This is a genomic window from Legionella cardiaca, assembly GCF_029026145.1.
In the GTDB taxonomy this organism is placed as follows: domain Bacteria; phylum Pseudomonadota; class Gammaproteobacteria; order Legionellales; family Legionellaceae; genus Tatlockia; species Tatlockia cardiaca.
Map to the genome: position 1 here is coordinate 1,832,813 of NZ_CP119078.1, position 13,154 is coordinate 1,845,966.

A 13,154-nucleotide genomic window follows, 5' to 3' on the forward strand; every position below is an offset into this window, starting at 1 on the left:
TTAATGTTCTTAACAATAAAAATTGTCCTATAGAAAACCCAAAATTGTAACATCAATCATTTCCTAATTTCCGTTTAAGAAAATCCTCTAACTAATTTCAGCAAATAATAAATTTAATAATTAAAGTTAATTTTGATTCAAGTGGAACATTATTACTGGAGTTTAAAAATAATGGCGGGGAACCCCGCCTATTCGCTAAGAATTTTTTACAAAAAATCTTAGCCAATCGTAAAAACTGCTTGAAGCTGCTCCATATGATTTTTAACGAATTGTTTTCCTAATCCCTTGACTTGTGCTAATTCTTCGATTGATTTAAAACGACCATGCTCTTCTCTATATTGCACAATAGCTTCTGCACGCTTTTTGCCTATCCCTTTTACAGATTGGGAAAGAATAGCAGCATCGGCTTTGTTTAGATCAATTCTACTTTGAGAAGCCATAGCCGCAGACTTTGAGTGACCTGGATTCGTTGCAGCTTGTAGAGGGAAAGATACGCACAAAGATAATACAGCAGCAGCAAATAAATTTGCTTTCATTTTTATTTTCTCCTTAATTGTTGGACTACCGGGATTTAGAATGGTTTCCAACCAATCCAAATCGCCTCGATTTCTTGCTCATACGCAAGAAGCCGAGGAGTATCGCAGTATTTTTTTTATCTGTCGAGATTTACGTGATTAAAGTGCGAATTTAGCACATAAGCAACGCAAGCCGTTAATTTTTCAACCATTTTCAAATGCAAGAACTCATTTGGACCATGCGCATTGGAATGAGGTCCCAAAACGCCAGTAATCATAAATTGAGCTTTAGGAAATTTTTCACCTAGCATTCCCATGAAAGGAATGGTTCCTCCTTCTCCAATATACGCTGCCGGCCTATTATAAAAGGTTACGGAGGCATTATTCACCGCTTTCTCCAGCCATGGCACCATTTTAGGCGCATTCCAGCCAACTGCTCCGTCATGGATATGGAAAGCTACTTTAGCTTGATAAGGTGGGTTTTCTGTTAATGCCTGCTGCATTGCCAAAGCCGCTTTTTCAGGGCAAACCAAAGGAGGTAATCGCATGGACAGCTTTAATGAGGTTTTTGGTCTAAGCACATTACCCGCATCTGTAATAGCAGGTAAACCAAGGGCACCCGTAACTGCAAGTGCGGGCCGCCAAGTACGATTTAAGAGCAATTGCTGCTTATCCTTTGTAACCGGTTCAACACCCGGATGGAAAGGAAAATTACTATAGAGCTCCTCACCTAAAATTTCAGCACAGGATGTTGCTTGGTTGATGCGTTCTTCAGGAATGTCACAGAACAAGGCATCTAACTTAATTTCACCACTTACTTCATCTTCAATACGGCTTATTAATTGTTTTGCTATGCGAAAACTGTCTGCCACTACGCCACTGGCATAACCTGAATGAACACCTTCGGTAAGTAGCTCGACTGACAATTCACCTGTTACATTGCCACGCAAGGAAGTTGTCATCCAAAGTTGCTGATAATTACCGGCACCAGAATCAAGACAAATGACTAAAGAAGGCTCTCCTATTTTTTCCTTTAGCGCATCAATATAGAAAGGCAAGTCATAACTGCCACTTTCTTCACAAGCTTCAATAATTAAAATGCAACGAGCATGGGGCAAGCCCTGCTCTTGTAGAGCACGTATTGCTGTCAATGAAGCATAAGCTGAATAACCATCATCAGCTCCTCCTCGCCCATAAAGCTTGCCATCTTTAATAACAGGCTGCCACGGCCCTAATCCCTCTCTCCATCCAGTCATTTCAGGTTGTTTATCTAAATGCCCATACAGCAAAACGGTTTCATCCCGAAGTCCTGGCACTTCCATAAATAATAACGGGGTACGATTGGGCAAACGAACAACTTCTAAAGTCATTCCCAAAGGTGCATTGGCCCTACACCAATTAGCCACATGGTTAACCGCTTGTTCCATATAACCATGTTCCTGCCACTGTTTATCAAAATGAGGCGACTTATTTGGAATTTTTATATAGTCGCAAAGACTTGGAAGAATATTTTCCTGCCATTGCAATGTAATGTATTCAGACAATCTCTGGGGATTCAACATGCATCTGCTCCTTGATCAGCGTAATAATTTTCAAGGCAGCAGACTCGATCTCTAACGCCTTAATTTTGGCAATAATCTCTTCTTTGTGTTGATTAACATCCTCGATAGCCACTAAAAGGGATTGGGGTGTTAAATTTTCTTCTTCAACAACAGTGCTGATACCCTGTTCCTTAAAATAGCGCGCATTTTGAATTTGATCTCCCCGACTTACTTTTGCAGATAAAGGAATTAAAATATGTGGTTTTCCCAAAGCGAGAATTTCATACAGTGCATTTGCTCCAGCACGCGAAATAACAATATCACTGGCAGCAAATAGATCAGCTAACTCTTCATTAGCATATTCAAATTGGCAGTAATTATTTTTATTAAGCAAATTGCTATCTATCTTACCTTTGCCACATAAATGAATAATTTGGTAATGTTCACCTAAAAAAGATAAGGATTCTCTTAATACTTTGTTGAGTAAGGCTGAGCCCTGGCTACCTCCTACAACTAATAAACAAGGTTTTTCCTCAGTAAAACCGCATAAAGCCAGCCCTTTTGCTTTGGAACCTTTAAATAATTGTGCGCGTATTGGCGTTCCGGTGATTTCAACCTTTTCTTGTTTTTTAAAATGTTTTTTGGCTGCTGCAAAAGTAACACAGATTTTATCAACAAAAGGAAAGCTTAAACGATTAGCGAGACCTGGTGTCATATCTGACTCATGCGCAATCACTGGTATTCTATGTAACCAGGCAGCAACAACAACAGGAAACGCAACAAACCCTCCCTTGGAAAACACAACATCCGTTTTAAGTTTTCGTAATAAGCAATAAGCCTGGCTAATACCAAGAAAAATTTTTAAAGGATCTAAAAAATTTTTCCAACTAAAATAACGTCGTAATTTGCCACTACTGACACCATGATAAGGAATAGTTAATGAACTTATCATGTTTTTCTCTATGCCATCTTCCGAGCCTATGTAATCAATTTGCCAGTCATTTGTTTGTAAAATCTCAATTAATGCCAAATTAGGTGTTACATGACCTGCGGTGCCACCACCAGTAAAAACGATACGAGGATTCATTTGACTTCCCTAACCAATAAACTTAGATCAATGGCTTGAATTGATTTGGTAATTGAACCAACCGAAATATAATCAACTCCTGTCTCAGCTACTGCTCTAATTGTTGATAAATCGATACCACCTGAGGCCTCTAATTCACATCGACCTTTCGTTATTTCTACTGCTTCAACAAGCATAGCATTGCTGAAATTATCGAGCAAAATCCGATCAGGCTTGGCCGCAAGTGCTTCTTGTAACTCATCTAATGTTTCAACCTCAACTTCAATAAAAAAACCACTATATTTCTCTTTTGCCAAAATCACGGCTTTTGTAATTGATCCGCAAGATTTAATATGGTTTTCTTTAATTAAAAATGCATCATACAATCCCATGCGATGGTTTACTCCCCCAGCACAGCTCACCGCGTATTTCTGTGCCTTTCTAAGACCGGGTATGGTTTTGCGTGTATCTAACAAACGCGTTTTTGTGCCTTGTAGTTTAAATAAATAACGATAAGCCTGAGTTGCCGTTCCTGATAATGTTTGCAGGAAATTTAACGCTGTCCTTTCAGCGGTTAGAATATCAGCAGCCACTCCCCTTATCTTACATAATGTTGCCGGTCCATCCAGCCATTGACCTTCTTGAACAAACCAAGTTATTTCTATCCCACGATTAACTTCAGCAAAAACTTCATTAACCCAGGGACATCCACATACAAGCATCGGTTCACGTGAAATGATTTCTGCCTCCGCCATTAATTGTGGCGAGAGTAAGGCGGCACTAACATCCCCACTCCCAATATCTTCGGCTAAAGCACGTTTAACATCCACTAAAATATCTGTTTTATTTATTGTCATGTTTTGCTGCTCTTCGTGTATATCTTGATTTTAACAAGGGTGGGGCAATGAATGTGGTCACAATAACCATTAGAATAATTGCAGAAAACAATTGATCAGAAATAACTCCTAGTGTTCGACCAATTGAAGCAAAAACCAGCCCTACCTCGCCACGAGGCATCATGCCAATACCAATTAATAAACGATCGTCTTTACGGTTTGCACCCAATCCACTTATTAATTTCCCTATAATTGCAGCAAGAATAAGTCCTGTAGACATGAGCAAGACAGACCAATTAACAAATGTCTCAAGCTTCACTTGAATGCCAATTAAAATAAAAAATAGTGGTGCAAGAATGGACTCCAATGGACCAACCAAATTTTTAATGCTGCGAGCATCTGTACCTTGTCCCTTGGAATTGGAAAAAAGGCCGTCATGAAGGATTAAACCTGCAGCAAAAGCACCGATAATCGCAGCAAGGTCAACCAATGTAGCCAGCCAAGCTAAAAGCATTACAAAAATAAATGAAGCAAGTAATTTAACTTCCCAAAATTCCAGGAAATTATCAAAAAAAATAACAACTTTACGCAAAAGGAAAGGACCAAGCGTTAATGCTGCACCAAAGAATAGTAATGCTGAAATAGTAATACGCAAAATTATTGTAAAATCAACAACATCGCTTATTATGACCGAACTTACTACGGCTAAAATAATAAGTCCTAAAATGTCGTCAATCATTGCGGCACCCAAAATAGTTCGTGCTTCTCGGGTACGCAATTTTTTCATTTCCGAAAGGACCCGGGCAGTAATCCCAACACTGGTTGCAGATAAAGTCGCTGCTACAAATAAGTCTACTTTATAAGAAGCAGTAGGAAGCAAAAGATGTGCAACAATGAAGCCCAAAATGATAGGGGCTAAAACGCCAAGTAAAGCCACCTGCAGTGACTCGCGCCCCGTATGTTTTAACTCCTCAATTGAACTTTCCAAACCTACCATAAAAAGTAAAAAAATAACGCCATAGCGCGAGAAAACATCGAGAATATATCCTATTTTGATGAAATCAAGGCCGTGCAGCGATGTTAAAGCAGCGGTCACCTGAGCGGCATACACAGGATCAGTAACGTTTGCTGCCACCGCTTCGGAAACGGACATGCCTCTTAACATTTCCCGCATAATGTTAAAAATTTCCGGTCCTTCACGCAAAATCACGGCTAGATGTAAACCAAAGTAGTAGCAGACATTACCTAGAAGAACGCCCATCAACAGTTCACCCAAAACACCAGGTTGATTAAATCGTCGTGCAAGAAAACGGCCAATAAGGGCAAAAAATAAAATGAGAGTTACCCATAGGAGTATAGGAGCAATGGGATCATGGTGGCTATCTTGAGGTACACCCGCATACAAGAAGGCAGGAAAAATCCCTGCCAATATTAGATAGCAAAGAGAACGTCTCATCTCGTTTTACCTGCAAGAAATAGGCAAGTTTCCAGCACTGAATCGGGATTTAGCGACACACTATCAATGCCTTCTTTCATTAACCACTCGGCAAAATCCTGGTGATCAGAAGGTCCTTGACCACAGATTCCAACATATTTTCCTGCCTTTTTACAGGTAGATATTGCCATATGTAATAAAGCCTTTACTGCAGCATTTCGCTCATCAAACTGGGCCGCTATCAAACCTGAATCCCGGTCTAGTCCTAATGTAAGCTGCGTCAAATCGTTTGATCCAATTGAAAAACCGTCAAAATGTTCCAAAAACTCGCTTGCTAACAAGGCATTAGAAGGCAATTCGCACATCATAATAATACGCAAGCCAGCTTTGCCTCGTTCCAGACCGTGCTCTTTTAGTACATTAATAACGTCTTGTGCTTCAGTCACTGTTCGGACAAAAGGAATCATAACTTCCACATTAGTCAGTCCCATGTCTTCTCGTACACGACGAACAGCCTGACATTCCAGGGCAAAACATTCTGCAAAATCCTCGGAGACATAACGTGAAGCGCCGCGAAAACCCAGCATTGGATTTTCTTCATGGGGCTCATAGTATTTGCCCCCAGCCAGATTGGCATATTCGTTGGATTTAAAATCAGAAAGTCTCACAATAACCGGCTTTGGATAGAATGCTGCAGCAATGGTGGCAATTCCCTCTTTCAAACGCTCAATGTAATACTCGACAGGAGAAGCATAGGCTGCCGTTTTCTCATTAATAAACTGTTTCAACTGTTTATCTTCAAGCTTGTTATATTCCAATAATGCTTTAGGATGAATCCCTATTGTATTGGAAATTAAAAATTCCAATCGCGCCAGGCCAACACCGGCATTAGGAATTGATTGAAAAGCAAATGCTCGCTCAGGATTACCAACATTTAACATAATTTTCAGTGGTAACTCTGGCATAGTATCGACATCAAGACTAACTTGCTCAAAAGGCAATAATCCCCGATAGACATAGCCGGTATCACCTTCGGCACAACTTACCGTTACCTCATCACCATCTTTAATCGCTTTAGTTGCATCACCACAACCCACAACTGCAGGAATTCCCAGCTCACGAGCAATAATTGCAGCATGACAGGTTCGGCCACCGCGATTAGTAACAATGGCTGAGGCACGTTTCATAACCGGCTCCCAATCGGGATCTGTCATGTCAGAGACTAAAACGTCACCAGGTTCTACACGATGCATTTCACTAACATCTGTAATAATTCGGGCACGACCTTGACCTATTTTTTGGCCAATACTACGGCCTTCTGTGAGTATTTCCCCTTGGGTTTGTAAGGTATATCGTTCTAATATCTGCGCACTAGCCCGACTTTTTACTGTTTCTGGTCTTGCTTGCAAAATATATAATTTGCCATCTTTTCCATCTTTAGCCCATTCAATATCCATGGGCCGACCATAATGTTGCTCAATAATTAGGGCTTGTTTAGCAAGTTGTTGAATTTCTTCGTTCGTAAGAGAAAATAGTAATCGCTCTTGTGGCGAGACATCAGTAGCTGTTACTGTTTGATTTTTATTGGAGTCATTAGCATAAACCATTTTCATAGCTTTACTGCCTAGAGTACGTCGAATTACAGCCGGCTTCCCTGCTTTCAAACTTGGCTTATGTACATAAAACTCATCGGGATTAACAGCCCCCTGTACCACCATTTCACCTAAACCATAAGAGGAGGTAATGAAAACCACATCATTAAAACCTGATTCGGTATCCATAGTGAACATCACACCGCTGACTGCCAAATCACTGCGCACCATTTGCTGAATACCTGCTGATAAAGCAACGTCATTATGCGCAAAACCATGGTGCACGCGATAGGCAATTGCCCGGTCGTTAAATAAGGATGCAAATACCTGCTTAATGGCAGTTAAAACTGCATCAATACCACGTACATTTAAATAAGTTTCTTGTTGACCAGCAAATGAGGCATCAGGTAAATCTTCAGCAGTTGCCGATGAACGCACCGCGACACTGAAATCATGATGTCCTATTGTCTTTGTCAAATTATCATAAGCGGCGCGGATAGCACTCTCAAATTCTTGAGAAAAAGGTGCATTGACAACCATTTCCCGGATCGTTTTGCCGACAGAGGTTAATTGAGAAATATCATCTGTGTTTAAGGAGGAAAGCAACTCATAAATTTTTTGATCAAGCTTATTTTGTGCTAAGAATTCACGAAAAGAATCGGCTGTCGTAGCAAAGCCCGTAGGTACAAGTACACCCGCTGAGGATAAATGGCTTATCATTTCTCCTAAAGAAGCGTTCTTACCACCGACTTGTTCAAGATCCCGCATCCCTAAGCGTTGAAAATCAATTGTATGTATGTTGACTGCCATAACCCAATTCCTCTACTCCTTAAAAATGAACTTCATTCTACTTAAATTAAAAGATGATGTGAATGAAGGTTGCAATAAATCGTATTTGGAAGATAGATTCAGCCAAATCAATTATTTTATATATTGTTATGTTTATTTATTCAAAATAAACTTAAAAGATAACTCCCCAAGCCTTCCATCTGGAAACTAAAAGTATGTTTCATCTAACTTATGTCATTCCCGCCCACGGGGAAATGACATTACATTAAACGACATGCCTGTTAATGAAACTATGCACTATTAAAAAGGTTAAATTTTTCCATTAATAAATTTCTAATGGGGATTAATAAGCAAGACAACCAAGCTCAATAACTCAGTTTAAGCCAATTAAGTACCTTATTGTATAAGAGGCCCTCGGTTAAATCATGGTGTCTTTAGACTAGCCCCAACAGTAAGTATGCCACTTGCTGTGCCCGCAATTGTCGGCATTTCTCTCGTTGAAAACTCTTCTAAAATGGAATGAACACCCCGATTTTGATTAGCTTTTTTAGCTAATGCTTCAGCAACAGCATGCCTTAAATCTCCATCACCCTCTGCAGCTATTACTACGCATAATGATTTGATATTTGACTTTACCGCCTCTAATGAGCCATTACACAATCTATCAAGCAAGAAACTACCTATTTTCTCATAATCAGCAAGTGCTCTCATATACTGTCTTAGAACAGCTCTCCTGCTATTTACTTCTTCCTGATGAAATAAATCATCCCCTAATTCTTCCTCAGACTGCATAATTCTCACTCCTTTTTGAACGATTTCCTCTCAGTATAGACCTTTTAATTCTGAGGAAACAAACCATTTCAAGTGGCTATTCAATATTTAATTTGTTTTTATTTTGTAAATTTACTTGGTCTTTTCTGTTTATTTTGTTAACATAAAGTCCGTTTTTAAAACCAAGCTGTCTTATTAATTTAAACAGTTTTAACATTAAGGTGACCCTATGTTTCGAGCTCTTAATAAAGTAAGTGGTGCTCTCTTTGGTATCATTTTATATCCTATTAAATCCTTATTAATTAATCTTTTTTTAGCCGCCTTAATTGTACTGACAGCGTCCATTCTTCTTGTTGGTCTTCCTCTTCTCTTTGCCTATGTAGCCTATTCCAAAGCAGAGATGGGTAGTAAATTAAGCTCTGCTATTATTACGGGCTCTCTCGTGGGTATAATCGCACTAGTGATAATCCCTCCTCTCACCATTACAACACTTATTGGTGCAGCAGTTACTACTGTAAAAGACATATTTAGCAGCATTCGCCTAGGAGCAACAGAAGGTTATGCGGAAGGATTAATTCCACACGTTCTCAAACAATTTTTAACAGGCTTTGTTCCCTTTAGTCGTACCTTGCAAACTACCGCAGCTGTACTTCACCGTATCGCTAATGGTGGAGGAGCAGAGGCATTGAATGAAGAAGGCCTTAATGAACTCACCGATATTGATGATATCGACTATAGCCAATTCGAAGATGTGCCTCGCTCAACGAATGAGGTTCCGTCAGAATTAACTGATAATACTGAGGTAACTTCAAATACAACGACAACTCCTAATGCCTTTACACCTTTATCTGCGGAGGAATTACAAAAAGCCCGTGAGATTAGCGATCTTGGCGATAGCCTCTCCCAATATGAGGATCTACATAAACGTCTGACAGCACTTAATGAAGCGATAAAAAAAGAGCGTATTGAAGGAATGCTTGACGATAGTTTAATAGCTGATGAACTTACTCATTTAGAAATAGAGAAACCTTCTTTACTTATAAAATTGTATGAATACGAACCCAACAAATGGAAACCTGTGAAAGGAACCACTAAGATTATCGATTATAAAAATCTTAAAGAATGGCTGCAACTACACAACTCGCATCCAGAAACCCGTGAGCCAATGAATGATGCAACCCCCTATCAGGGTCATAAAACTAAATATCGCATTTTCCCCTACAATGAACTTAAAGACTCACATGAGCTACGTGAACTAACAGCCCTTATTCGCCACCGATTAAAAGAGCTCAATCCGGAAAATCTTCCTTCAGCTCCAGCTCTCTTTTCGGGCCTTACAGGGACAATTGGTCAAACTTTCTTTGGCAACAGTGCTAACGCTGCAACAATACCGCCAGCTCACACCGTTGACGATACGTTAAGACAAACCTTCAATTAATATATATTCTTTGCTATCAACACTAGTTATCACACCTGCGGCATTTGCCGCAGGTTTTATTTTGCACCATTTATTCTCATTTTAGTGATTGTTTTGATTCACATCTGCCGTTGCATCTAATATTATATGCGCTTTACGATTGCGGCGATTCACCAATGACTTTATCCCCTTTAAATGCTATTTCTCCTATCGATGGACGTTATTTGAAGAAAACAACGGTCCTAAGTTCTTACTTTAGCGAGTTTGCTCTCACTTATTATCGTTTGATGGTTGAAATTCGTTGGCTTGAAGCCCTTGCTGCCAATAAAGATATTGCAGAAGTCCCTCAACTTGATAATGGTGCTAAAGTCTATCTAGCAGAAATATTAGTTAATTTTAATGAAGCGGAAGCAGAAAAAGTCAAGGAATATGAAAAAACAACCAATCATGACGTCAAAGCGGTTGAATATTATTTGCAAGAAAAATTAGAACAGTTTGAAAGCCTACGCAAATACACGGCCTTTATTCATTTTGCCTGTACCTCAGAAGACATCAACAACTTAGCCTATGCTTTGATGGTCAAAGAAGCAATTGCACAAGTTATTCAACCCACTTTTGCAGAAATTATCGGCAGTATTACCATGTTAGGCAAACAGCACGGCGATATAGCCATGCTCTCAAGGACGCATGGACAACCGGCTACGCCAACGACAGTTGGAAAAGAGCTTGTAAATTTTGTCGCACGCTTAAAACGTCCACAGCAACAATTAGCTGAAGTCCTTATACCGGCTAAATGTAATGGCGCTGTAGGAAATTATAATGCGCATATCATTGCCTACCCGGATGTGGATTGGCGCAAGCATTGTGCGAATTTTGTCAGTTCCCTGGGTTTGTCTTTCAGCGCCTACACAACACAAATCGAGCCTCATGATGGGATTGCAGAGGTTTCTCATATCATGATTCGCATTAATAATATTTTGCTTGATTACACACGCGATATTTGGACCTATATTTCACTCAATTATTTCAAGCAAAAAACGGTCGCGGAAGAAGTTGGCTCATCGACCATGCCGCACAAGGTAAATCCTATTGATTTTGAAAATGCTGAAGGTAATCTTGGCTTAGCAAATGCCCTGTTTAATCATTTTGCCAATAAACTTACGCAATCTCGCATGCAACGTGATTTGTCTGATTCGACTGTCTTGCGTAATCTTGGTGTTGCCTTCGCCTATACGCTTATCGCTTTCCAGGCGATTGCTAAAGGTAATGATAAACTCCAAATTAACAAACCTGCTCTAAAAGCAGACTTGGATTCTAATTGGGAAGTTCTGGCTGAACCAATTCAAACAGTCATGCGTCGCTATAACATTTCTAATGCCTATGAACAACTTAAAAATTTAACACGCGGCCAAGGTATCGATCAGGCAAGTTTAAAGAAATTCATTCAATCGCTTGCTATTCCTGATGAGGTTAAAAAACAATTAATCGAGTTAACCCCGGAAAAATATACTGGTTTGGCGGCTCAATTAGTAAAAGCATTCTCATGACAACACTAAACCAGCAGGGAGAAGCTCGAGAGTTTGATGTTTTGGTATTAGGCACCGGCTTAGCTGGCCTTAACTATTGTCTTCAGTTACTTAAAATCCAGCCTCACGTTAAAATTGCCCTGATAAGTAAAGCTGAAAGTTATGAGTGCAATAGCCGGTATGCTCAAGGTGGGATTGCTGCTGCAGTGAGTAAAGAAGACTCACCAGAATCCCATATTGCCGATACGTTGCAAGCAGGTGATGGACTTTGTTACCAGCCTGCTGTGGAATTCATTATTCGCCAGGCGCCGCAAGCGATAGAAGATTTACTAAACTACGCCATTCACTTTACTAAACAGGCAGACGGTAATTTTGCTTTGGCTCAGGAAGGAGGACACTCTCATCGACGCATTTTTAATAGCGGCGATCAAACGGGATTGACCATAACACAGACATTACTGGATATGGCCCAAAAACATTCTCAAATAACCTTCTTCGAGCATCATATCGCGGTAAATTTAATTACTCAGTATCATCCTCACCGTACAGATATTCAGGGAGAGGTTCTAGGTGCTTATGTGCTAGATTGTCGACAAAATCGCATTCATACTTTTGTAGCAAACTGTGTAATCCTTGCCACAGGAGGTGCTGGCAAAACATATCGCTATACAACCAATCCCATTATCGCCACTGGCGATGGTGTGGCAATGGCCTATCGAGCAGGTGCTCGCGTTGGTAACATGGAATTTTATCAATTCCACCCTACCCTGCTTCATCATCATTCACTCAATAATTTTTTAATTTCTGAAGCCGTTCGCGGTGAAGGGGCTTTGTTAAAAAACCCAGATACAAATGAACGTTTTATGCAGCGCTATGCCCCCGAATCTCTGGAGTTGGCAACTCGCGATGTAGTCGCTCGTTCTATTTTTAGTGAAATTGAACAAAGCCAACATGGTTTTGTCTATCTAGATATTACGCATCAACCCAAGGCCTTTTTGAAAAAACGCTTTCCCCAAATTTATAAGACCTTGCTGAGTATTGGCATTGATATGAGTCAAGACATGATCCCTGTGGTTCCTGCAGCTCATTATCAATGTGGTGGCGTATTAACCGATGTAGATGGCCGTTCTGATCTCAAGCGTTTATATGCAATAGGTGAAGTTGCTTTTACCGGCTTACATGGTGCCAATCGCCTGGCGAGTAATTCGTTGTTAGAAGCTTTGGTTATGGCTGGCAATGCAGCCCGATGCACGCTAAAAGATATTATGACCCCGGCAAAAATCAGCGAGGCAATTCCCAATTGGAGCTCTCCCGGTGAAGTGAATCCCAGACGAGCCAGTCAGATTAATGCACATTGGCGCGGTTTACGAGGTGAAATGACCTCCTATGCCGGCATTGTGCGGACCGAAGCCGGGCTACAAGATCTACTACAATTAATCATGAAGAGAAAAAAAATCATTGAAGAATACTATTGGAAACATTGTATTACTCGTGATTTCATTGAGTTACGTAATATTGTTTTAAATGCGGAATTGATTGTTAGGGCAGCATTATCAAGAAGGGAGTCACGTGGAGGACATTATCGAGAAGATTTTCCTCAAAAAAATGCAAATGCCGAGGAAAGTATTTCCCGGTTAACCTCGCCGCAAAATCCATTCATTTAATT

10 protein-coding genes are annotated in these 13,154 nt (G+C 40.2%); 3 read left to right on the forward strand and 7 right to left on the reverse strand.

Annotation, left to right across the window (positions count from 1 at the left end; all coding sequences use genetic code 11):
• Positions 1 to 218 precede the first annotated feature (218 nt).
• From PXX05_RS07830 to PXX05_RS07860, 7 genes are all read right to left on the reverse strand, one after another.
• Positions 219 to 536 (reverse strand): ComEA family DNA-binding protein, encoded by a 318-nt coding sequence (locus PXX05_RS07830; protein WP_275087671.1) that lies wholly within the window; start codon positions 534 to 536, stop codon positions 219 to 221.
• Between the two features lie 116 nt (positions 537 to 652).
• Positions 653 to 2,077 (reverse strand): M20 family metallopeptidase, encoded by a 1,425-nt coding sequence (locus PXX05_RS07835; protein WP_275087672.1) that lies wholly within the window; start codon positions 2,075 to 2,077, stop codon positions 653 to 655.
• On the reverse strand, positions 2,052 to 3,143 hold the full coding sequence (locus tag PXX05_RS07840; RefSeq protein WP_275087673.1) for an undecaprenyldiphospho-muramoylpentapeptide beta-N-acetylglucosaminyltransferase: 1,092 nt from the start codon (positions 3,141 to 3,143) through the stop codon (positions 2,052 to 2,054). The genes PXX05_RS07835 and PXX05_RS07840 overlap by 26 nt, the downstream gene beginning before the upstream one ends.
• Entirely contained in the window at positions 3,140 to 3,979 is an 840-nt protein-coding gene (nadC, locus tag PXX05_RS07845; protein WP_275087674.1) for a carboxylating nicotinate-nucleotide diphosphorylase, read from the reverse strand. The genes PXX05_RS07840 and nadC overlap by 4 nt, the downstream gene beginning before the upstream one ends.
• Complete coding sequence (locus PXX05_RS07850; RefSeq protein ID WP_275087675.1) at positions 3,966 to 5,414, reverse strand: cation:proton antiporter; 1,449 nt, start codon at positions 5,412 to 5,414, stop codon at positions 3,966 to 3,968. Before PXX05_RS07850 ends, nadC begins: the two co-directional genes overlap by 14 nt.
• Entirely contained in the window at positions 5,411 to 7,795 is a 2,385-nt protein-coding gene (ppsA, locus tag PXX05_RS07855) for a phosphoenolpyruvate synthase (RefSeq protein WP_275087676.1), read from the reverse strand. The genes PXX05_RS07850 and ppsA overlap by 4 nt, the downstream gene beginning before the upstream one ends.
• Positions 7,796 to 8,197: 402 nt before the next feature.
• Entirely contained in the window at positions 8,198 to 8,566 is a 369-nt protein-coding gene (locus PXX05_RS07860) for a hypothetical protein (RefSeq protein WP_275087677.1), read from the reverse strand.
• Positions 8,567 to 8,774: 208 nt separating this feature from the next.
• On the opposite strand from PXX05_RS07860, the gene PXX05_RS07865 reads away from it, so the two are divergent.
• The 3 genes from PXX05_RS07865 to nadB all read left to right on the forward strand — a co-directional run bounded on the left by PXX05_RS07865 (position 8,775) and on the right by nadB (position 13,152).
• A complete protein-coding gene (locus PXX05_RS07865) occupies positions 8,775 to 9,983 on the forward strand; it encodes a hypothetical protein (protein ID WP_275087678.1) in 1,209 nt (402 codons plus the stop codon).
• A 155-nt stretch (positions 9,984 to 10,138) separates the two neighbouring features.
• A complete protein-coding gene (gene purB, locus PXX05_RS07870) occupies positions 10,139 to 11,509 on the forward strand; it encodes an adenylosuccinate lyase (protein ID WP_275087679.1) in 1,371 nt (456 codons plus the stop codon).
• Entirely contained in the window at positions 11,506 to 13,152 is a 1,647-nt protein-coding gene (gene nadB / locus PXX05_RS07875; RefSeq protein WP_275087680.1) for an L-aspartate oxidase, read from the forward strand. The genes purB and nadB overlap by 4 nt, the downstream gene beginning before the upstream one ends.
• Positions 13,153 to 13,154: the final 2 nt, after the last annotated feature.

Excerpts from the sequence above, each read along its gene's own strand:
- PXX05_RS07865 (WP_275087678.1), top strand. The coding sequence starts at position 8,775 with ATGTTTCGAGCTCTTAATAAAGTAAGTGGTGCTCTCTTTGGTATCATT.
- PXX05_RS07860 (WP_275087677.1), bottom strand. The coding sequence starts at position 8,566 with ATGCAGTCTGAGGAAGAATTAGGGGATGATTTATTTCATCAGGAAGAA.
- purB (WP_275087679.1), top strand. The coding sequence starts at position 10,139 with ATGACTTTATCCCCTTTAAATGCTATTTCTCCTATCGATGGACGTTAT.
- PXX05_RS07850 (WP_275087675.1), bottom strand. The coding sequence starts at position 5,414 with ATGAGACGTTCTCTTTGCTATCTAATATTGGCAGGGATTTTTCCTGCC.
- nadC (WP_275087674.1), bottom strand. The coding sequence starts at position 3,979 with ATGACAATAAATAAAACAGATATTTTAGTGGATGTTAAACGTGCTTTA.
- PXX05_RS07835 (WP_275087672.1), bottom strand. The coding sequence starts at position 2,077 with ATGTTGAATCCCCAGAGATTGTCTGAATACATTACATTGCAATGGCAG.
- PXX05_RS07830 (WP_275087671.1), bottom strand. The coding sequence starts at position 536 with ATGAAAGCAAATTTATTTGCTGCTGCTGTATTATCTTTGTGCGTATCT.
- PXX05_RS07840 (WP_275087673.1), bottom strand. The coding sequence starts at position 3,143 with ATGAATCCTCGTATCGTTTTTACTGGTGGTGGCACCGCAGGTCATGTA.
- nadB (WP_275087680.1), top strand. The coding sequence starts at position 11,506 with ATGACAACACTAAACCAGCAGGGAGAAGCTCGAGAGTTTGATGTTTTG.
- ppsA (WP_275087676.1), bottom strand. The coding sequence starts at position 7,795 with ATGGCAGTCAACATACATACAATTGATTTTCAACGCTTAGGGATGCGG.